The 22245-nt window shown below is 39.8% G+C and carries 22 protein-coding genes; 6 read left to right on the top strand and 16 right to left on the bottom strand.

Annotated elements, in window-relative coordinates:
* Window positions 1-28 precede the first annotated feature (28 nt).
* Window positions 29-1498, top strand: a complete 1470-nt coding sequence (locus AC3II9_RS16595; protein WP_489157221.1) for an aminotransferase class I/II-fold pyridoxal phosphate-dependent enzyme — start codon at window positions 29-31, stop codon at window positions 1496-1498.
* Window positions 1499-1629: 131 nt separating this feature from the next.
* Here AC3II9_RS16595 and AC3II9_RS16590 read toward each other — a convergent pair whose 3' ends face one another.
* The 7 genes from AC3II9_RS16590 to AC3II9_RS16560 all read right to left on the bottom strand — a co-directional run bounded on the left by AC3II9_RS16590 (window position 1630) and on the right by AC3II9_RS16560 (window position 7203).
* Window positions 1630-2307 carry an LrgB family protein gene (locus tag AC3II9_RS16590; RefSeq protein ID WP_489157219.1) on the bottom strand — a complete coding sequence of 226 codons (678 nt, stop codon included), beginning with the start codon at window positions 2305-2307 and terminating at the stop codon, window positions 1630-1632.
* Window positions 2282-2683 carry a CidA/LrgA family protein gene (locus AC3II9_RS16585; protein ID WP_489157217.1) on the bottom strand — a complete coding sequence of 134 codons (402 nt, stop codon included), beginning with the start codon at window positions 2681-2683 and terminating at the stop codon, window positions 2282-2284. Before AC3II9_RS16585 ends, AC3II9_RS16590 begins: the two co-directional genes overlap by 26 nt.
* A 164-nt stretch (window positions 2684-2847) precedes the next feature.
* A complete protein-coding gene (locus AC3II9_RS16580; RefSeq protein WP_489157215.1) occupies window positions 2848-3831 on the bottom strand; it encodes an MBL fold metallo-hydrolase in 984 nt (327 codons plus the stop codon).
* Between the two features lie 127 nt (window positions 3832-3958).
* On the bottom strand, window positions 3959-4405 hold the full coding sequence (locus tag AC3II9_RS16575) for a CoA transferase (protein WP_489157213.1): 447 nt from the start codon (window positions 4403-4405) through the stop codon (window positions 3959-3961).
* A gap of 59 nt (window positions 4406-4464) precedes the next feature.
* Window positions 4465-5616 carry an IS200/IS605 family element RNA-guided endonuclease TnpB gene (gene tnpB, locus AC3II9_RS16570; RefSeq protein WP_489157211.1) on the bottom strand — a complete coding sequence of 384 codons (1152 nt, stop codon included), beginning with the start codon at window positions 5614-5616 and terminating at the stop codon, window positions 4465-4467.
* A gap of 112 nt (window positions 5617-5728) precedes the next feature.
* Window positions 5729-6307, bottom strand: a complete 579-nt coding sequence (locus AC3II9_RS16565; protein WP_489157286.1) for a CoA transferase — start codon at window positions 6305-6307, stop codon at window positions 5729-5731.
* Between the two features lie 107 nt (window positions 6308-6414).
* Window positions 6415-7203 carry an enoyl-CoA hydratase/isomerase family protein gene (locus AC3II9_RS16560; protein WP_489157209.1) on the bottom strand — a complete coding sequence of 263 codons (789 nt, stop codon included), beginning with the start codon at window positions 7201-7203 and terminating at the stop codon, window positions 6415-6417.
* 419 nt (window positions 7204-7622) lie between these two features.
* Here AC3II9_RS16560 and AC3II9_RS16555 point away from each other — a divergent pair, with 419 nt between their 5' ends.
* On the top strand, window positions 7623-9053 hold the full coding sequence (locus tag AC3II9_RS16555) for a carbon starvation CstA family protein (RefSeq protein ID WP_489157207.1): 1431 nt from the start codon (window positions 7623-7625) through the stop codon (window positions 9051-9053).
* An 81-nt stretch (window positions 9054-9134) separates the two neighbouring features.
* Entirely contained in the window at window positions 9135-9572 is a 438-nt protein-coding gene (locus tag AC3II9_RS16550) for a DUF1801 domain-containing protein (protein WP_489157205.1), read from the top strand.
* Window positions 9573-9620: 48 nt separating this feature from the next.
* Here the strand turns inward: AC3II9_RS16550 and AC3II9_RS16545 are convergent, their stop codons facing one another.
* From AC3II9_RS16545 to pdhA, 5 genes are all read right to left on the bottom strand, one after another.
* Window positions 9621-10403: an SDR family NAD(P)-dependent oxidoreductase gene (locus AC3II9_RS16545; RefSeq protein WP_489157203.1), complete on the bottom strand. Its 783-nt coding sequence runs from the start codon at window positions 10401-10403 to the stop codon at window positions 9621-9623.
* Window positions 10404-11248: 845 nt separating this feature from the next.
* Window positions 11249-12661 (bottom strand): dihydrolipoyl dehydrogenase, encoded by a 1413-nt coding sequence (gene lpdA, locus AC3II9_RS16540; protein ID WP_391366257.1) that lies wholly within the window; start codon window positions 12659-12661, stop codon window positions 11249-11251.
* A gap of 4 nt (window positions 12662-12665) precedes the next feature.
* Window positions 12666-14006 carry a dihydrolipoamide acetyltransferase family protein gene (locus AC3II9_RS16535; RefSeq protein WP_489157201.1) on the bottom strand — a complete coding sequence of 447 codons (1341 nt, stop codon included), beginning with the start codon at window positions 14004-14006 and terminating at the stop codon, window positions 12666-12668.
* Between the two features lie 16 nt (window positions 14007-14022).
* Window positions 14023-15000 (bottom strand): alpha-ketoacid dehydrogenase subunit beta, encoded by a 978-nt coding sequence (locus AC3II9_RS16530; RefSeq protein WP_489157199.1) that lies wholly within the window; start codon window positions 14998-15000, stop codon window positions 14023-14025.
* A 1-nt stretch (window position 15001) separates the two neighbouring features.
* Window positions 15002-16108, bottom strand: a complete 1107-nt coding sequence (gene pdhA, locus AC3II9_RS16525; protein ID WP_489157197.1) for a pyruvate dehydrogenase (acetyl-transferring) E1 component subunit alpha — start codon at window positions 16106-16108, stop codon at window positions 15002-15004.
* A gap of 363 nt (window positions 16109-16471) precedes the next feature.
* Between pdhA and def the strand changes: the two genes are divergently transcribed.
* Window positions 16472-17029, top strand: coding sequence for a peptide deformylase (gene def, locus AC3II9_RS16520; protein ID WP_489157195.1), 558 nt, complete (start codon window positions 16472-16474; stop codon window positions 17027-17029).
* 126 nt (window positions 17030-17155) lie between these two features.
* Here the strand turns inward: def and AC3II9_RS16515 are convergent, their stop codons facing one another.
* Window positions 17156-17926, bottom strand: a complete 771-nt coding sequence (locus AC3II9_RS16515; protein WP_489157193.1) for a Cof-type HAD-IIB family hydrolase — start codon at window positions 17924-17926, stop codon at window positions 17156-17158.
* A gap of 366 nt (window positions 17927-18292) precedes the next feature.
* On the opposite strand from AC3II9_RS16515, the gene AC3II9_RS16510 reads away from it, so the two are divergent.
* Together AC3II9_RS16510 and rnjA are read left to right on the top strand one after the other, a co-directional pair.
* Window positions 18293-18502, top strand: a complete 210-nt coding sequence (locus tag AC3II9_RS16510; protein WP_431029324.1) for a DNA-dependent RNA polymerase subunit epsilon — start codon at window positions 18293-18295, stop codon at window positions 18500-18502.
* Window positions 18503-18508: 6 nt separating this feature from the next.
* Entirely contained in the window at window positions 18509-20176 is a 1668-nt protein-coding gene (gene rnjA, locus AC3II9_RS16505; RefSeq protein ID WP_391366250.1) for a ribonuclease J1, read from the top strand.
* A gap of 69 nt (window positions 20177-20245) precedes the next feature.
* On the opposite strand, the gene AC3II9_RS16500 is transcribed toward rnjA, so the two are convergent.
* The 3 genes from AC3II9_RS16500 to AC3II9_RS16490 all read right to left on the bottom strand — a co-directional run bounded on the left by AC3II9_RS16500 (window position 20246) and on the right by AC3II9_RS16490 (window position 22011).
* On the bottom strand, window positions 20246-20902 hold the full coding sequence (locus AC3II9_RS16500) for a potassium channel family protein (protein ID WP_391366249.1): 657 nt from the start codon (window positions 20900-20902) through the stop codon (window positions 20246-20248).
* A gap of 70 nt (window positions 20903-20972) precedes the next feature.
* Window positions 20973-21425 carry a TlpA family protein disulfide reductase gene (locus AC3II9_RS16495; RefSeq protein WP_489157191.1) on the bottom strand — a complete coding sequence of 151 codons (453 nt, stop codon included), beginning with the start codon at window positions 21423-21425 and terminating at the stop codon, window positions 20973-20975.
* A gap of 43 nt (window positions 21426-21468) precedes the next feature.
* Entirely contained in the window at window positions 21469-22011 is a 543-nt protein-coding gene (locus AC3II9_RS16490) for a peroxiredoxin (RefSeq protein WP_489157189.1), read from the bottom strand.
* Between the last annotated feature and the right edge of the window lie 234 nt (window positions 22012-22245).

The following is a 22245-nucleotide window of genomic DNA, read 5'->3' as shown; positions in this document are numbered from 1 at the left end:
ATTTAATTTAAGTGAGGTGGTACCTGCGTTGTCACAGTTAGAGACTCCATTGTTCGACGTTTTACTCAAGCATCGAAACAGACATCCAATTCAGTTCCATATTCCAGGCCATAAGAAAGGTTCCGGTATGGACCCGGCGTTTCGAGAGTTCGTCGGCGACAACGTTTTATCAATTGATTTAATCAATATTGCTCCGCTAGATGATTTACATTCACCTAAAGCAGCGATTAAGCAAGCACAAGCCCTTGCTGCCGAAGCTTTTGGTGCTGATCATACATTTTTTTCCGTTCAAGGTACTAGTGGCGCAATTCAGACGATGGTTCTGACCGTCGTCGGCCCAGGTGATAAAATTTTAGTACCACGGAATGTTCATAAATCGATTATGTCGGCAATTGTATTTGCAGGTGCAATTCCGATTTTCATTCATCCTGAAGTAGATACTGAGTTAGGTATTTCTCATGGAATTTCACCAGAATCAGTAGAAAAAGCATTACAAAAATACCCAGACGCAAAAGCTGTTTTAGTCATTAACCCGACGTATTTTGGCTTTGCTGCTGATTTAAAGCGCATCGTTGAAATCGTACATGCCCATGATATTCCTGTTATTGTCGATGAGGCACATGGTGTACACATTAAATTCCATGACGAACTTCCACTATCAGCCATGCAAGCAGGTGCTGATATGGCAGCTACAAGCGTGCACAAACTAGGCGGTTCCATGACAGGGACATCCATCTTAAATATACGTGAAGGACGTGTCTCTGCTAAACGTGCACAGTCGATCTTTTCGATGCTCACAACAACATCAACATCCTACCCATTACTAGCATCTTTAGATTGCGCACGTCGCCAATTAGCTGTACATGGTCATGATTTAATTGATGATGCTATTCGTTTGGCAAAGGATACGCGAAAACGGATTAATGCCATTCCACATTTAACATGTGTTGGCCGTGAAAAGCTTCACTCTTCTGCAACATTTGATATGGACCCTTGCAAACTATTAATTAGCGTAAAAGATTTAGGGATTACAGGACATACTGCAGAAGAATGGTTACGCCAAAACGCTAATATTGAAGTCGAGTTATCAGATTTATATAATATCCTATGTTTAGTGACACTTGGTGATACGAAAAAGGAAATGAATCTCCTCGTGAATGCTTTAGTACGCATGTCTCAAGCATTTGACTCAGAGATAGCTATTAAGATACCAAATGTAAAAGCACCTGAAATTCCAGCACTTGCGATGTCTCCACGTGATGCATTTTATGCAGAAACAGAAGTCATTCCACTGTCAGAAGCACATGACCGCATTTCAGCTGAATTCATTATGGTGTACCCACCAGGAATCCCAATTTTTATTCCTGGCGAAGTAATTACACAAGATAACATTAAATATATTCAAATGAATATAGAAGCAGGTTTGCCTGTACAAGGCCCTGAAGATGCAACATTACAAAATATCCGCGTCATTAAAGAACGTCGTGCGATTTTCTAAAACACTTGAGGGTACGTTGCCCTCAAGTTTTTTTATGGGTAAAAAGAGTGGCTTTCATCACCTGCAATCACATACTTTTCTAATTTACTCGTTTCAACAAAAATCAACATTAGCTGATGACTTCGCTTAATTTACATAATGAGCATGGCAAATACAGGACAAATAAATGCCCCTAATACTGCACTGAGCCCCATAGAGAGCGAACCAATCGATAAATCTTCCTCACCATATTCTTTTAATTTTGAAATCCCTACGCCATGACTTGCACTACCCATTGATACCCCGCGACTAATCGCTGTATCAATACGGGCAATTTTATATAGAAAAGGTCCAACAATGGCTCCTGTAAACCCCGCAACCATTACAAGTACTGCCGTTAATGGCGCAATACCTCCAATCGAACTACTCACCTGCATTGCGACAGGTGTTGTTAACGATTTCGGCAAAGCCGTCAACATAAACGCATCACTCGCTTTAAACAGTTTTAACAAGACATATACACTACTAAGACCAGATAGCATCGCTACGACTAAACTGGATAGAATCGAATATTTATATTTATAAATAAGCGTACGCTGGTTATATAAAGGATAAGCTAACGCAACAACAGCTGGCCCTAGCATTTTTTGAATCCACTCCCCGCCTTGCATATATGTACTATATGGGATATTGAATACAACTAAAATAATGGCCGTGATAAACGTTGTCGATAATAATGGTAGGAAGAGCGGATGATTTACTTTTACATAGATTTTTTGAAGGATCATAAATAATACAATCGTACTAATGATGATGAGTAATGCTAGCATGCTCTGCTTCCTCCTTTACTGTTTGCTCCTTTTGCTCGATAAATTGACTCACTTTTCCCGCTATAATAATGGTAATCACGGTACTTAAAAAGACCGCTAAAACGAGTAAAAGTCCTGATACCGTTAGTAATTCAGGGTATTCAACGACTCCAACCGTAGATGGAATAAAAAATAATGTTAAAAAAGCAATTAAAAAGCTAGCACCATCTTGAATATATTTAACATTAATCACATTTAGCATGAGTAATCCCCATAATAGAACAAGACCGATAATACTCGGTGGAATAAAAATCCCTGTCCACTCGACAATTAATACACCAATATAATAAAAGACCCATAAAATGCAGATTTGGGCAATTGTGCGAATCACTCTCATGTTAATAGCCCCCTCTCTATCTATGAGTTTCATTTTACGACTTACGAAATTTTCTGTCTATTGTTTTTGACAAATTATTGACAATATTTATGCACCAAGTAGAAAAACTGCCTTCTATTGCACCCTTGCAATTGAAAGACAGTTTTTACATTTCTTATACTTTTTTACGCCTTCACAAAAAACTCCCATTGCCCATCATTGCTCTTTTTTTCAAGCATCCCTTGCATTTCACCATATGTGACATAACCAATAATTTCAGACATAATCAGTGGAAATTCATGTTTTATTCGATCACCATAAATCGCCTTCGCTAAATCAAGGGCTGTTTTATGTCCCTCTGCCACCTTGCGCACAATACGTTCTAGCTTAAAATTAATCCGCTGTAAATTTTTCTCTACGATTTCAGATAAATTCGAAAACGGTTGCTGGTGTCCTGCATAAATCACACTTGTATCAAGTTGTAGGCATTTTTCAAGTGACTGTTTATACTGCATCACCGTTGGCAATAAATTCAACTGCTCATCATGGTCAATCAATGCATTGGTCGTACCTGTATATAATACTAAATCCCCAGCAAATAACCATTTTGTTTCTCTTTCATAAAATAACACGGAATCCGGCGAGTGACCTGGCACTTCCATGACTTGGAGACCGCAAACTGTATCCCCATCAGAAAAGGCAATAATAGGTGCATTAATTTTCAATGCTTCGGTGTTTTGGTATGTTTGTTCCATCTTTTTGAGGCGTGGACCTGCTAACTCTAAACTAGCGTATTCCTCGTACAACTGCTGAAAAAACTGACGCTTCCGCAATTGATACGCCTCTGTTAACTGCAAACGTTCAATGGATACATGATGTGCATATATCGGTACTTGCTTTTGCTTTACAATATGATTGACTAGCCCAATATGATCCCCATGATGATGGGTCAATAAAATTTGATCAATATCATGGATTGTAAAGCCATATTCTTTCAGCTTTTGCTCAAAAAATTCAAGGAAAGCTGGTAAATCAATGCCCGCATCGATTAAGGTTAAACTTTCTCCATGTTGATATAAATAGCAATTGATGCTTTTCATTTGACCGTAATCCACTTCAAAAATAATGGGATATACCGCCTTTGTTCCAATTGTTATGACGTTTGACACTGTTCCATCCCCTATCTATTTTATCCCGCATTAAGACTCCCACCTCAAGGCTCAAGGAAAATCGAGAAGCATAGGTAGGAGATCAACTACCCGTAAAAGCCCGATTGGTTAAGGGCAACAGGACGTTTCACTTTATAGGCGATCCGAGTATCTCCTCGTTATGCGTGCCTGCTGCTACCCCAGCAGTAGGATAAACTGGCTGAAAGATATTAGACTTAATCGGACAAGCAATTTGTTTTTGTGTTGTCCCATCTGTTTTTGCTACTTCCACATACATTTCACGCGCTGAAAACAATGGGTGTTCCACCGTCTCTTCAAATGTGAGTACCGGTTCTACACAAGCATCTACCTGCGCAAAAATGGACGTCCATTCATCAAATGTTTTCTCTTTAAAAATAAGCTGTAATTGTTCTTTCAAAGCAATCGCATCTTTTGGCTTAAAGCTCATCGCTAACGGAAGTAAATCTTCACGCCCAATCGCCATACAAAGTTGTTGTCTGAATTTCGGCTCGAGACTTCCTACTGATAAATGGCGACCGTCCTTCGTTTCATAATACCCTTGAACTACTCCCACTTTCGCTACGCTTAGAAGTGAGAGATTCCTAAGAACACTTTCGTAACCGAAAGTTTGGATTAGGCTATCCCCGTAGTCCCTACGGTTAGAAGTCTGATTGCTTCATTTTTAAGATTTTGCCCTGCGTTCATATCTCGATCATGATGTGTCCCACAGGTTGGGCAATCCCATTCACGGACATTCAGCTGTTTAACATCTTTATTGGGGTCACCACAACACGAACAAAGTTGAGAACTAGCGAATGTTTTTGACACCACAACGATTCGCTTGCCATACCATGTTGCTTTATATGCAAGCATCATCCTAAATCGTGACCAAGATACTTCACTAATCGCTTTCGCTAATTTGTGGTTTTTCAACAGATTGGCTACTTGCAAATCTTCTATCCCAATGATGTCGTGGTTTTTGACAAGATCAGTTGAAATTTTATGCAAGTAATCGGTTCTTGCGTTTGTGATTTTCTCATGGAGACGTGCTACTTTACGCTTTTGTTTCTGATAATTCTTCGCTTCATCTAATGGACATGTTCGCTTGCCTGCTAGTTCTCGTCGTCTGGAAAGAATCCGTTGTGCTCTCGCTAATTTTTCCTCTAGTTTTCGAAACCATTTAGGGTTTTCGTAGGCTGTTCCGTTAGAAAGAATCGCAAAATTCTTCAAGCCCATATCAACACCAACAGCAGAACCCGTCTTAGGTAACTTGTGTACTTCTGTTTCAACCAAGATAGACACAAAGTATTTGCCACTTGGGTTACGTCTAATCGTGGCATGAAGAATACGTCCTTTCACTTCACGACTTTTAGCAAAGCGAACAAGACCGAGTTTAGGTAACTTGATGCGATTGCCTATAATCGCAATATTTCCATTCGTATGCTTCGTTATGTACGATTGGACCTGACTATTTTTAGACTTGAAACGTGGTGCGTTATTTTGTTTCTGAAAGAATCGCGTATAGGCATCAGCAAGGTTTTTAAGTGATGACTGCAGCGCAATGCTGTCCACTTCTTTTAACCAAACGAACGCTTTCTTTAATTGGGTTAATTGAGCAGAACAAGCGTTATAAGTCAACCCTTTACCCGTCTCTTTGTAAGCATTCTGCCATTGTGCCAAAAAGTGATTGAATACAAAACGAGAACAACCGATTGTTTTCGCCATCAGTATGGTTTGTTCCTTGTTTGGATAAATGCGAAATTTGTATGCTTTATGGACAAACATTGCCTTTCACCTCACCTATAGAACGTTTGTTCCTATTTTATCACAATGATACAAGTTTTGGCAATCGTCAACCGACATTCATCTCCCACTTACTCATTGGGCTACCCCCTTCTCATTCCTTGAAGTGAGGGTCTTCTGTCGGAGAACGATAAAAAGTTCCACCGTTCAACATGAGGCGATCACGTTCTAGAGGTTTACCACTCACTAAGTATTCTGGTGCTGATAATACATTTAATGCTAACGCGCAGTCCGTCATACTAATATCGAGATGTTGCCCTTCCCCTGTACGCGTACGGTAAATAACCGCTGCTAAAATCCCAACGACAGCTTGCAACGACCCACCTGCTATATCTGCCATTTGAATCCCGATTTGAGCAGGCCCTTCCGCTTGTGTACCCGAATACCCTTGAATTTCCGCAAGCGAGACATAGTTAATATCATGACCTCCACGATCCTTCAAAGGCCCTGTTTGCCCATATTCTGTAATCGAGCAATAAATAAGCCCTGGATGAATCTTTTTTAGCTCTTCATAACCAAGTCCAAGACGCTCCATGACGCCTGGTCGAAATTGCTCAACCACAATATCATAGTCTTTCACTAACGCTTTTAAAGAGGCGATCACCTCTGGATTTTTTAAATCTACGACGATGGATTTTTTGGAACGTTGTAAATATTCGTCTACAACCCAAATAGGCTCTTCTGCTGGTTTAGTTGCGTGGACAATTTCCGCCCTCGAAGCGCTGAGCCTTTACTTGAAATGCAAACAGGCAGGCTCTAGAAAGAACCTGCCACAGTAATTTATGTTGTCACTTGCTTGATAAAATTCGGTGGGCGCTTTTCGAAGAATGCTCTCATCCCTTCCGTTGGCTCACCTGTTGCAAATGTTTTCGCAAATGCTTCACGCTCTACCTTTAACCCTTGCTCAAGTGGAAGCTCAGCTGCTAAAATACATTCTTTAATTAAACCTAACGCACCCACTGCTCCTTGTGCTAGCGTCTTTGCAAGTGCAATCGCTTCTGTTTCTACTTCTTCTGGTGCAACCGCTTTTGTCACAAGTCCGATTGCAGCCGCTTCCTCTGCTTTCAAACGCTGACTTAAGAACATTAATTCACGTGCCTTTGCTCCACCAACGAGCTTCGTCATGCGCTGTGTCCCACCTGCACCTGGTAATAACCCTAACGATGATTCAGTTAAGCCGATTGTACCGCTACCCATAATGCGAAAATCACACGCTAATACAAATTCACAGCCACCGCCAAGTGCATGTCCATTCATCGCTGCGATGGTCGGTACACGAACAGCTTCTAGCGCATTAAAAATATCTTGAAGCTGCTTTGCCCCTTCTTCATAATCCACTTCACCTGTACTGTTGCTCATTTGTCCTAAATCTGCTCCTGCAATAAAAATTTTTTGATTGGCTGATTTAAAAACAATTGCACGAATAGCTGGATTATGATTCGCTTCATCAATAAGTTGCAGCAAATCATGTTGAATCGCTAAATTTAATGTATTGGCAGGGGGGTTATTAATTGTTACAACTTGCACACCATATTCTAATAATTCAACCGTCATTGTTTCTAAATTCATATCATTTCCTCCTCGTAGGCCATTATTAATGGTTTGCTGAAAATACTAGGTGCAATTACAGCGCCACTTGTTTTTTCCATAATTATTCTATATGCACAAGCTACTATTGCTAGACTTAAAACACAGCTTCTTTCCGTTATGTCATACATAATGTCTTACTCAGGCTTTGTTGTGTTTTAAATAACATAAAGATCGTACTTTTAAATCAGCTAAAATTTTCTGTCTATTATCAAAAAATTAACTAACAAGATTTCTGTATGAAATAGATGAATGATTTCATGTAACCGATTACATGAAATTTTTTAGTAGCACCAAACGTTTTCAATATATAAAATTTTCTAAAAATAGTTTGTCAAAATAATTTTTGCGTTATATAATTCGATTTATCAAAAAAATGAAATTATTTTAGGAGAGTTTTTATGTTTACACTTTTAGGTTCTATCCTTCTATTACTAATTGGTTATATTGTTTACGGTAAGTTTGTAGAAAAGGTGTTTATTGTCAATGATGCAACGCCGACCCCTGCTTACACAAAAACAGATAACTTAGATTATATTCCGATGCCCGCTTGGAAAGGTTGGACAATTCAATTATTAAATATCGCAGGGCTTGGTCCAATTTATGGGGCGATTGCAGGTGCCTTATATGGCCCGGTTGCAATGGTTTGGATCGTATTCGGTTGTATTTTTGCCGGTGCAGTTCACGATTATTTTGCAGGTATGCTGTCACTACGACATGGTGGCGCACAATTCCCTGCGCTTGTTCAAAAATATTTAGGAAAAGCAATGCGTGTCTTCACAGATATCGTATCTGTCGTGTTAATGATTTTAGTAGCTGCTGCATTTACAGCAGGTCCTGCAGCTGTCATTTCAGCGAAAACAGGCATTACCTTTATGGTTGCGATTGTGATTATTTTCTTATACTTTTTAATCGCAGCGATTTTACCGATTAACAAAATTATCGGTCGTATTTATCCGTTATTCGGGGCTGTACTATTAATTATGGCTAGTGCTATTTTAGTCTCATTATTATTCTCAGATATTAAAATACCAGAATTAACATTTGCTAATTTACATCCAGCTGATTTACCAATCTGGCCTTTATTAATGATTACGATTTCTTGTGGTGCTATTTCTGGCTTCCACTCTACACAAAGTCCGATTATTTCTCGTACACTAAAAAAAGAAACAGAGGGACGAAAAGTATTTTACGGTGCGATGATTGGGGAAGGGATTATTGCTTTAATTTGGTGTACAGCAGGCATGAGCTTCTTTGGCGGTACAGGGGAACTTGGTGCTGTTATTACGTCAGTAGGTGCTGGTGGTGTAGTAGACCAGATCGCCATTGGATTACTTGGTACTGTCGGTGGCTTATTAGCTATTCTAAGTGTGATTATCTTACCGATTACAACAGGGGATACATCGCTTCGCTCAGCTCGTATGATTGTGCTTGATTTCCTAGGCTCACGCATTAAAGGTAATCAGACAACGGTTGCGATTTTAGCAACTGTTGCCGTAACTATTCCTGCATTTTACTTAACAACGATTGACTATCAATTTCTATGGCGCTATGTAGGGATGACAAACCAAATGGTGGCAACGGTTATGCTATGGGTAGCTACTTCTTACTTATTAAAGGAAGGAAAGTTCCACTGGATTGCTGGTCTTCCAGCGATGTTTATGACAGCTGTCGTCTTTACGTATTTAATGGTAGCACCAGAAGGATTCGGATTAGACTATAATCTATCGATGATCATCGGATTATCTGCCACAGCGGTTATCGGCTTACTTTACGCCTATCAAATTGCACGTTATAATGGACTAAATAATCCTATTTTCATAAAAGAATAACAATGTTATGCATTCACGCTTCGCATGGATATGTGATTAGCGTGAATGCATGTTTTATTAATAGGCAAAGGTTGTGGGACGATGTTTGAACAATATATTTCACAAATCGATGAGAAGTGGCGTGATGCATTTATGGAGTTAATGCATACCATTGAAGAAAATTTACCAGCTGGCTTTGAAAAAACAATGCAGTACAATATGATTTCATATGTTATACCGCTAGAAACCTATCCATCTGGCTACCATGTCACACCACATACACCGCTACCATTCATTAGTATTGCCGCTCAAAAACGGCATTTAGCCCTTTACCATATGGGCATTTATACAGATGAACAGATACTGACATGGTTTCAACAAGCGTATGCACAAACGGTTCCGACTAAGCTAAACATGGGAAAAAGCTGCATTCGCTGGACTTCCACAAAGCATATTCCATTTGATTTAATCGCAGAGCTGTGTAGCAAAATCACAGTGAATGAGTGGATTGAGCTGTATGAAGGAACTATTCGTCGTTAAAAACAACATAAAAAGCTGCGCGCGAAGAAAATCTTCACGCACAGCTTTTTATAATGCACTACCCGCCCCACCATCAATATTGACCGTTGTCCCTGTCACATAGGATGCTGCATCAGACACTAAGAAAGTAATAACATTGGCGGCTTCTTCTGTACTGCCAATGCGACCAAGTGGGATTGATTGACCGACTTGCTCGGAATATTCCTCCCACGATAATTGTGGTGCTTGTGCTTGCCAACGTTTTTCAATTTGATCACTTCGAATAAGACCGATACAAACAGCGTTTACACGAATATTGTAAGCCCCTAAGTCGTTACTCATCGCCTTTGTTAAGGCTAGTCCTGCTGCACGGCTTACCGTTGTCGGTAAGGAGCTTGCCGGTGGTGTTTTTGCCAATACCGCGGTCACATTGACAATGGCCCCTCCGCCTGCTTGTTTCATGTGGGGAATTGCATATTTCGCACAATGAATGGCACCAAAAAGTTTTACATCTAAATCCGTTTGCCATAACGCTGTTGCGACTTGTTCAAATGGATAAGCAGCCGCAGTTCCTGCATTATTCACTAAAATATCAAGTTTGCCGTAATGAGCAATCGTCTTTTCAATGACTGCTTGGCAATCTTGTTCTTTTGTTACGTCTGCTGGCACAGCCAAGACATCAGCCCCTGTTTGTTGCTTAATACTTGCGGCAGCAACTTCTAAATATTTTTCCCCACGTGCACAAATCGTGACATGTGCCCCTTCTTTTACGAGCTGTAGCGCTGTATAAAAGCCAATCCCCTTGCTCGCGCCTGTCACGATGGCTACTTTGCCTTGTAACTGTAAATCCACCATCCATTCCCCCTTTGCCGATGTACTTCTATTATACATTGGGAATTATTAGAAATGAATGTTTGCTCAATTAATTATTGAAACATTCTATATATTGTTGAGAAACGCATTAGAATACGTTAATTTCCGCTACGGCCAACTCACTTTCCGCAGGCACGACTTCAGCTAATTTATTTCGGCTCATGCTTATTCCTGCCCGAGTCCAGTCGAGTGGCCTCCAATCCAATCAACGAGTACGTATTTTTATTGCTCGTCATTGAAATCGATTATTTTGAATCCCCTAATTGTGTCACATAGCGAAATCGGTATACAACTTAATTTAAAATAAGTGTCAAACGAGGACTATTATCCTAAATAGCACTTATTCATAATTAAGTCGTATCTCAAAAACGACCAGTGGCAATTTTCATCGTTTTTAAAATGAATAAATAAATTTTTTATTCAAAAATCGTAAGTTATCATTTTTTTATGAATGATCGCATCATAAAGGCACACATCAACTAATTTCGATGACGGCATATGTTTCGAAAAAAGCTCGATTCTGTTCGTTTTCCATCCGAAAAAGATCTTTTTCCCCACTCAGCGCAACCTCCGTTTTTAGTAAATTTCTCTCTTTTTTATCACTGTAGCTAGTTGTAGAGCGCTCTATTTTGAATGAAACCGTTCATTTTTTCTTCAAAACCCAAACAAATGAGACGATTCAATAGCAAGGTATACACTGATTTTTGAAATCAACTGTTACGTTAAAAGATGAAAATGAACTTAATATATGAGGGCTATTATTTTTAGTAAACATAGAAAAAGCCCTATTATTTCCGAAGAAATAATAAGGCTTGACTGATTAATTATTTAGATACGATATGGATTGGGTTGCCAAGTAATACTTCAGCAGCTTCCATTGTGATCTCACCTAATGTTGGGTGAGCATGGATTGTTAATGCTACGTCTTCAGCAGTCATACCTGCTTCGATTGCTAGACCCATTTCAGCGATCATATCAGATGCACCAGCACCAACGATTTGAGCACCGATTAACAAGCCGTCTTCTTTACGCGCAACAAGTTTCACGAAACCTTCTGTAGCGTTTAAAGCTAATGCACGACCGTTTGCAGCGAATGGGAACTTCGCCGCTTTCACTTCGATACCTTCTGCTTTTGCTTGGTCTTCTGAGTAACCTACAGTAGCAAGTTCTGGATCTGTGAAGCATACTGCTGGAATTGCTAAGTAATCTACGATTGAGTGCTCGCCAGCGATTGCTTCTGCCGCTACTTTACCTTCGTAAGATGCTTTATGTGCAAGTTGTGGACCCGCTACGATATCACCGATTGCATAAATGTTTGGTACTGACGTACGACATTGTTTATCCACTTCTAGTAAACCGCGCTCTGCAAATTTAACACCGATTTGCTCAAGACCCATTTCATCTGTATTTGGACGACGACCTACAGTGACTAATACGTAGTTTGCTTCAACTGTTTTTTCTTCTCCGCCAACTTCGTATGTTACGATTACGCCGTTTTCATTTTCTTGTACACCTTTAGCTGATGCGCCTACTACTACTTCTACGCCTTTTTTCTTTAAGCCTTTTTTCACAACCTGTGTCATTTGCTTTTCGAAACCAGCTAGGATGTCTTTTCCACCCTCGATAATTGTTACTTGTGAACCTAAGTTTGCGTATGCAGAACCTAACTCTGTACCGATGTAACCGCCACCGATTACAACTAATTTCTCTGGTACTTCTGGTAAAGAAAGCGCACCTGTTGAGTTGATTACACGCTCAGTGAATTTGAATGTTGGAATTTCAACTGGACGAGAACCTGTTGCTAAAATAGCATTTTTGAACGTATAAGTTTGTGCGTTATCGCCATCAATGACACGTACAGTGTTTGCATCAACAAAGTAAGCTTCACCTTTTACGATATCTATTTTATTGCCTTTTAATAGACCTTCAACGCCGCCTACTAATTTTTTGACAACACCGTTTTTGAATTCTTGTGCTTTAGCCCAGTCTAATTTCACATCTGATGCGACAACACCCATATCATCTGAATGCTTCGCTTGCTCAAAGCGGTGACCTACAGAGATTAATGCTTTTGATGGGATACATCCTACGTTTAAACATACGCCGCCTAGTTGACCGCGCTCTACTACTGTTACTTTTTGTCCAGTTTGCGCTGCACGGATTGCCGCTACATAACCACCAGGGCCTGCACCAACAACTAGAGTATCAATCTCGATTGGAAAATCTCCTACTACCATTTTATTACGCCTCCATTAATAAAAGTTCTGGTTCACTTAACAAACGCTTTAAATGATTTAAAGCATTTTGCGCAGTGGCACCATCGATCATGCGATGGTCAAAGCTCAATGATAATGCTAACACAGGTGCCGCTACAATTTCACCATTTTTTATTACAGGTTTCTCTGAAATTCTGCCAATTCCCAAAATTGCTACTTCAGGATGGTTAATTACCGGTGTAAACCACTGACCACCAGCTGATCCAATGTTCGTAATCGACATGGAGCCACCCTTCATTTCATTTGGTGTTAACTTGCCGTCACGTGCTTTTGTTGCCAGCTCATTAATTTCACTTGATACAGCGAAGACAGATTTACGATCTGCATGCTTAATGACAGGAACTAATAATCCTTTTTCAGTATCAGCTGCAATACCAATATTATAATAATGCTTTTGAATAATTTCCTGTGTTGCATCATCTAATGAACGATTAAACTCTGGGAATTCACGTAACATAGACACTAACGCCTTGACAACATACGGCAAGTACGTTAATTTTACACCTTTTTCAGCGGCAATGTCTTTAAAACGCTTACGGTGTGCGACAAGTGCCGTCACATCTACTTCGTCCATTAATGTCACGTGCGGCGCTGTTTGTTTTGAGTGTACCATCGCTTTTGCAATCGCTTTGCGAATACCGCTCATTTTTTCACGTGTTTCTGGGAACTCACCTTCTACATTTACCGGTACGGCTACTTGTGGTACATCTACCGTTTCTGGTGCTTGTACTTCAGCTACTGCTTGTTGTGCAACTGGCGCTTGCTCACCGCTCATAAATTTCTCAATATCTTCTTTTACAACACGGCCATTTTTACCTGAACCAGCGACTTGGTGAATATTTACCCCATTGTCACGTGCAAATTTACGTACAGATGGCATTGCAATGATGCGTTTATTCGTATCTGGCTCACTTGCTGGTACGACTTCAGCTTTTGGTGCCTCTTCTGTTGCTGTTGGTTCTTTTGCTATCGCTTGACCTGCTTCAGCTGTCGCTTGGACTTGTGCTTCTGTTTTCTCTTCACCTTTTGCTTCTGCATGGTCATCGCCTTTTAATTTTAAATCTTCATAACCTGGCGCATCAAATCGAATGAGGACGTCACCTACAACCGCGACTGTCCCTTCTGCTACTAATACCTCTTCGACAGTACCTTCTACTGGAGATGGGATTTCTACAACTGCTTTATCGTTTTGTACTTCACATAAAATATCATCTTCTTGCACTTTGTCTCCTGGTTTTACGAACCATTTAACGATTTCACCTTCGTGGATACCTTCTCCGATATCCGGTAAACGGAAATTAAACATACATGCTCACCTCTTTTTAGAATGTTAGAACTTTCTTCGCCGTTTCCATTACATCTTTATAGCTCGGTAGCCATACACCCTCAGCTTGTGGGAAAGCATACACTGTATCTGGTGCTGCTACGCGAAGAACAGGTGCTTCTAAACTTAAGATGGCACGTTCTGTAATTTCCGCTACAACGTTTGCAGCAATACCTGCTTGTTTTTGCGCTTCTTGTACAACGATGGCACGACCTGTTTTTTCAACAGAAGCAATAATTGTTTCGATATCTAATGGTTGGATTGTACGTAAGTCGACAACCTCTACAGAATACCCTTCTTTTTCAAGCTCTTCTGCCGCTTTTAAGCTTTCATGAACCATTAAACCATATGCAAAGATGGATAGATCCTTACCTTCTCGTTTTACATCCGCTTTACCGATTTCGATTGTGTACGCTTCTTCCGGTACTTCTTCACGGAATGAACGATATAATTTTAAGTGCTCTAAAAACACAACTGGGTCATTATCACGAATAGCTGAAATTAATAATCCTTTTGCATCATATGGTGTAGAAGGAATGACCACTTTTAAACCCGGTGTTTGTGCCATTAATCCTTCTAATGAATCCGAGTGCATTTCCGGTGTGTGTACTCCACCACCAAATGGTGAACGGATTGTGACTGGCATATTGTATGTACCACCTGTACGGTAGTGCGTACGTGCCATTTGACCTGCGATGGAGTCAAATACTTCGAAAACGAAGCCGAAGAATTGAATTTCAGGCACTGGACGGAAACCCGTTAGCGATAAACCAACTGCAAGACCACCAATTCCGGACTCTGCAAGCGGTGTATCGAATACACGATCTACGCCGAACTCTTTTTGAAGACCTTCCGTCGCGCGGAACACGCCTCCGTTTACCCCAACGTCTTCCCCAAACACTAATACATTTTCGTCATTTTTCAATTCACAACGAAGTGCATCTGTAATTGCTTGAATCATCGTCATTTGTGCCATATTACTTCGACTCCTTCTCTTTATAAATCGCTAATTGTTCTTGTAAGTTCGCAGGTAAGTCACCACGATACATGTTCTCGATTAGCTCTGTTACTTTTTGCTTTGGTGCTTGGTCTGCTTGTTTAATCGCTTCTTTAATTTCTTCTTTTGCACGCTCGATTACAGCTTCTTCTTTTTCTTGTGACCATAAACCTTTTGCTTCTAAGAATTTACGGAAGCGTACAATTGGGTCTTTTGCTGCCCATTCATTATCTAAATCACCTGTACGGTAACGCGTTGGGTCATCCCCTGCCATCGTATGTGGTCCGTAACGGTATGTCATTGTTTCAATTAAAGTCGGTCCTTCTCCATTAATTGCACGTTCACGCGCATCTTTTGTTACTTTGTAAACGGCAAGTGGATCCATACCATCTACTAAAATACTTGGAATACCAGCAGCTACACCTTTTTGTGCAAGCGTCTTACCTGCTGTTTGTAATTCGCGTGGTGTAGAAATCGCAAATTGGTTGTTTTGAATGAAGAAGATTGCTGGTGATTTCATTGCCCCTGCAAAGTTAATACCTTCATAGAAGTCACCTTGTGATGAACCACCGTCACCTGTATACGTTACAGCAACAGCTTGCGCATTACGCTTCTTCAAACCAAGTGCTACACCTGCCGCTTGAATATATTGTGCACCAATAATGATTTGTGGTGGGTATACGTTTACACCTTCTGGAATTTGATTACCGATAAAGTGACCACGGCTGAATAAAAATGCTTTCCAAAGTGGTAAACCATGCATAACAATTTGCGGTACATCACGGTAGCCCGGTAAAATCCAGTCTGCTTTTTCAAGTGCAAATTGTGATGCTAATTGAGAGGCTTCTTGACCAGCAGTTGGCGCATAGAAACCTAAACGTCCTTGACGATTCAGTGAAATTGAGCGTTGATCTAAAATGCGTGTATAGACCATACGAGACATTAACTCTACAAGCTCTTCATCCGAAAGGTTTGGATTTGCCTCTTCGTTTACGATTTCCCCTTCTTCATTTAAAATTTGGAACATTTGAAATTTGTCTTCAATTTCATGTAACGTTACAGTTGGATCAAACTTATTTTCTCCCATAGTGAACGCTCCCTTTCAACTGTATTATTTTTTAATCTATTTTTATTAGTACAACTATTTCTTACCACTCAGTATAAAGAAGAAAACACAATCGGTCAATCGTTGATTTTCTAATAAAACGCATTTTTTTATACAAAATAAAAAATTTCAAAAACCCCAATCTGTTATATATCAAAACAACACCTGTACTATAATAACACCTCCATTTTTATTTTTCCCCTTAAAACGCTCAATCAAACTCATCATTTCTCATCTCCATAATTTACAATGATATTTTTTCGTATTTCAACGTTTTTTCATTGAACAGCTTGCTCCGTATTGTATACTAAAGGCAGAAGTAGAAATGCGAAAGGAAGTATTTAAATGATTTTAATGGGAGATATTATTCGCGAAGGTCATTCTACTTTGCGAACACGTGCGGAAGAAGTGACTTTCCCACTCACTAAAGAAGAACAAAACCTCGCTCATGATATGCTAGAATACTTAATTAATAGTCAAAATCCTGAAATGGCTGAAAAATACGGTTTACGTGGAGGGATTGGTCTAGCAGCGAATCAAGTAAATAGCTTAAAACGTATGTTTGCCTTACATTTAGCAGATGAAAAAGGGGAGCAATTAAGCTTTGTTGCAATCAATCCAAAAATCGTCAGCCATTCTGTTGAGCAAACATATATGACATCTGGCGAGGGCTGCCTTTCTGTGGACCGTCATGTGCCAGGCTACGTACCCCGCTATGCACGCATTACAGTGAAATTTATGACTGTAGACGGCGAAGAGAAAAAGATGCGACTGTCGGGACTACCCGCTATTGCCTTCCAGCATGAGCTTGACCATTTAAACGGCGTCATGTTTTACGATCGTATTAACGAAAAAGACCCATTTGGCGAAATCCCAAATGCTACTCCATACGAAAGAAATTAACAACAAAGGAAGCATACTGATGCGACTCCTTAGTAGATATTGATCAAAAATGAAGGATGTATCCCGAAAGTTCTCACTTTCGGGATACATCCTTTGTAGTTATCTAAAGTCGCTTTTTTACAAACTTTAAATCATGCCAAGCTCTTTCATAATTTTATAAATGCCATCATCATCCACATGTGGGGCAATGACATTTGCTACTGCCTTCGCTTGATCATGCCCATTGTCCATTGCAATACCAAGTCCCACTGCTTGTAGCATTTCAATATCGTTCAAGCCATCCCCAAACGCTACTGCATCATCCATTGTCTTCCCAATATGTTGCAAGATTTTCTCAATGCCGCGCGCCTTTGAACCGGACTTAGGCAAAATATCACATGAATAGGGGTGCCAACGTACAAATTGCACTTCCGGAAACGCTTTACGATATAAATGCTCATCTTTTTCTTCTACAAAAATTAACGTTTGATAGACTGCTTGCACTTGATAAAATGCAGCATCGATACGAGGATACGGATATTTTAGTGTAGCTAAGCTAGATTCTACCTTATGATTATCCGGAAGCGATGCAATCATTTCACGATCATCTAAAAATACAACGGGTTCACCACGACGCTCACCAAATGCAATCACTTGTTGTAAATAATCGCGCGGAATAGAATCCGTAAAAATGACCTCCCCCTTGTACACCACATATTGTCCGTTAAATGTCACATATGTATCGATTTCAAGCTCTTCTAGTAAAGACGTAATCATAAATGGGGCACGCCCTGTTGCTATAGCAATTTCATAGCCATTTTTACGCGCAGAAAATAGCGCTTCTTTCGTTGAATGAGGTAAACGTTTCTCACTATCGTACAGTGTACCGTCTACGTCGAAAAATAAAATTTTTTTCATATAATCTACCCTCTCTTTAACAAAAAAACCTTTACAAATATCTGAAAATTCATTATAATGAATGTAAGGAGTGATGTGCCATGCTAAAACGGCTCAAAAAGAAATTATTGAAACGGTTAAATGGCATCCTCGGAAAAAAATCAATTGCCTAAGCCCTTCAGAATTTGAAGGGCTTTTCTTTATTTTAAAGTAGCTGCATGATAATATAAAGGAAATGCATTTATTTAAATGATTCTTTTTATAACTTTCGTTATTTTATACTTCTTCAGACATGTATTTATACATAAGTATTTCAAATAACATAAAAGTTGTATAAAGTATAAACTTAAATGCAATGACTATGTACGTTTTAAAAGGAGAGTAATTATGATTTACAAAGTTTATTATCAAGAAAATATGAATGAGATTCCAGTTCGCGAAAACACAAAATCTTTATATGTAGAGGCCTCTTCAGAACGCGAAGTTCGTCAGTATTTAAAAGACCGCAAATACAATATCGAGCTTGTACAATTATTAGAAGGTGCATACCTTGAGTATGAGCAAAACAGCCCTAACTTCCGTTTGGAGAATGCTTAATCGATTATGAAGTTCGTTAAAAACGATCAAGCAGCTGTATTCGCACTTGGCGGACTGGGCGAAATCGGCAAAAACACATATGGCGTTCAATTCCAAGATGAAATCATTCTCATCGATGCAGGCATTAAATTCCCTGAAGATGATTTACTCGGAATTGATTACGTAATTCCAGACTATACGTATTTAGTACGTAATGTCGACAAAATTAAAGGGTTATTTATTACGCACGGGCATGAAGATCATATCGGTGGCATTCCATACTTACTGCGCCAAGTAAACGTTCCTGTTTACGGCGGTAAGCTTGCGCTAGGTTTACTACGCAATAAGCTAGATGAACATGGTTTGCTACGCACAACAAAGTTAATTGAAATTAAAGAAGAAGATGTTATTAAATTCCGAAAAACATCTGTCAGCTTCTTCCGTACAACACACAGTATTCCAGACGCGTTCGGAATCGTTGTCAAAACACCCCCTGGCAATATCGTACATACAGGGGACTTCAAGTTCGACTTTACTCCTGTTGGAGAGCCAGCGAACTTAACGAAAATGGCTGAAATCGGACGTGACGGTGTTTTATGTTTACTATCAGACAGTACAAATGCTGAAGTACCTAACTTTACGATGTCTGAACGTAAAGTGGGCGAAAGCATTAATGATATTTTCCGAAAAGTAGATGGTCGCATTATTTTCGCGACATTTGCATCCAATATCCACCGTTTACAACAAGTAACAGATGCTGCTGCTGCACACGGTCGTAAAATTGCGGTGTTTGGTCGTTCGATGGACAATGCGATTACAATCGGTCGTGAGTTAGGTTATATTACTGCGCCGAAAGAAACATTCGTGGATGCTCAAAGCATTAATCGTTTACCTGCAAATGAAGTCATGATTTTATGTACAGGCTCGCAAGGGGAACCAATGGCGGCTTTATCACGTATTGCCAATGGAACGCATCGACAAATTCAAATTCAGCCTGGCGATACAGTTGTATTCTCTTCTTCACCGATTCCAGGGAACACAATGAGCGTAAATAAAATTATTAACTTGCTGTTCCGCGCTGGTGCTGAAGTCATTCATGGTTCACTCAATAGCATCCATACATCCGGACACGGCTCACAGGAAGAACAAAAATTAATGCTTCGACTAATGAAGCCGAAATTCTTTATGCCTATCCACGGTGAGTACCGCATGTTAAAAATGCATACAGAGCTAGCCGTTGATTGTGATGTACTACACGAGAACACATTTGTGATGGAAAATGGTGAAGTACTTGCTTTAAGTGCCAAAGAAGCACATGTAGCAGGTCGCATTCCATCAGGAGATGTCTATATTGATGGTAACGGAATTGGCGATATAGGTAATATCGTACTACGTGATCGCCGTATCCTTTCAGAAGAAGGTCTTGTCATCGTCGTTGTGAGCGTTGATATGACAAATCAAAAAGTCGTTGCTGGACCTGATATTATTTCACGTGGCTTTGTGTATATGCGCGAATCAGGTACGATGATTAACGAAGCACAAAAAATGCTTACACAACATTTAAATCACGTCATCCAAGAGAAATCGACCCAATGGACTGAATTAAAAAATGAAATTACAGACGTTTTAGGGCCTTATCTTTTCGAAAAGACAAAACGTCGTCCAATGATTTTACCAATCATTATGGAAGTGTAATTTCTTATACACTTAATAAAAAGCGTGTATCCAATAGGAACTTTCCTACTAGATACACGCTATCCTTTTCTACAACGCTTTTTTCATAAATCGATTAATATCTACATCCGCGCCAATAACAAGAAGGATATCCCCCATTAAAATCGGATCTGTCGGAGAAGGCGTAATTAAAATTTCCTCACCACGTTTAATCCCTACAATATTAATCCCATATTTCGCACGAATGTCTAAGTCTACAAGAGAGCGTCCAGCAATACGATCACTCGCTTTAATCTCCATAATGGAATGCTCGTCCGATAGTTCTAAATAGTCCAGTACATTATTAGATATCATATTATTGGCAATTCGAATCCCCATATCACGTTCAGGATGCACGACAAAATCAGCACCAATTTTACGCAATACTTTTTCGTGATAGTCGTTCGTCGCTTTTACTGTAATTTGCTGTACACCTAATTCTTTTAAAATTAACGTTGTCAGTATACTTGATTGGATGTCTTCCCCGATTGCTACGATCACATGCTCAAAATTCCATAAACCAAGAGACTTAATAACCGCCTCATCCGTCGTATCTGCTACAACAGCCTGTGTCGCAATTTGCGCAAATTCATCTACTCGTTCTTGCGACATATCAATGGCCATAACATTAGCCCCTTGTGCAATTAACTCTCCAACAATACTACTACCAAATCGGCCAAGTCCGATGACTACAAATTCTTTTCTCATCGTATAATGCCCCCTTATTGTAATGTGTTTCAAGTGTATCGCAAATGAACAAAATAAAAAAGGTATGGCATCAAACCATACCTTTATGTTCGTGGACAACACGTTCAATGCGCTTTTCAAGTATGCGCAATCCACTGCCACCTGCTTGATAATGGCGTAAAAGTCCCTTATCGTCAAATAAATAATAGGCTGGGACATATCGATTGTTAAATCGATCCGTGATTAAAAACTCATTATCGATTACTATTGGCTGTAGCATGTCATAATATTTTACAACCTTTTTCACATTATCTACAATAACATCTTCCTCGGTACGCGGCATATGCACGGCTATAATATTTAAATCCCCCGCATACTGATTAGCTAAATGATTGATAGTATCTAGCCCATGCTTACATAAATTACAGCTCACAGACCAAAAATGAATAAACGTTGGCTTTCCTGTAAGCATGTCATTTGTCCATCCTCTACCTTTTAACCACTTCGCTCCGTCTAGCGAAGGCATTGGAGCGCGTAACTTCATCCACTAATCCCTCCTAGCTCTTTGCTATCATATGCGAATGTAGTTAAAGTGTCTCTTGACTCGGACACCAATTTACTGGGTATAGCCCTCCTCTTTGAAGTACTTGTAATACACGTAATAGTTCATCCACATCTCGCCCAACATTCTGATAAAAAACCGTTTGATATTGTAGTACTCCGGTTGGGCTAATAATAAATAAACCATGAAGCGCAGCCCCTTCTTCTTCAACAAATACACCATACTGCTTTGAAACACGATGATTTGTGTCTGCTGCAAGCGCAAAGTTTAATGTGCCCACACTATTTTGCATTCGGCCTGTATTGACCCATGCAAGATGTGTATACACTGTATCCGTAGAAATACCAATCACTTCTGTATCTAAATCTTGAAATTCATCATATCGATCACTGATTGCCGTAAGATTAGTTGGACACACCGGCGTAAAATCCATTGGATAAAAAAGCAATACTGTCCATTTCCCTTTCTCCATACTGTCTTTTAACGATACCTTCCCAAATGACTTATCCACCAATACTGCATCCATTTCAAAATGAGGGGCCTTTTTACCGACTATTCTTTCAACCATCATCACTGCCTCCCTTTTCAATATGTCCTGCCGGGTCGAATGACACTTACCAAAAAACACGCTCCTAATTGTATATATTTAACACACGCTCTCGTAATGAGTAAAAAATCACCCTAAAAATACCAGTTAAATAATAAAAAGTGTGTATCATAGCCTTCGCGCTTTGCCACAGCCTACACAGGAGCTAAAACAGGCGCGGCCTGTTTGGATCTCCTGTTCCGGCTCCTGTGGCTA

This window comes from Lysinibacillus sp. RU7, assembly GCF_057837305.1.
Note: the sequence above shows the minus strand (reverse complement) of the source record. Positions and strands in the feature narration are given on the sequence as shown.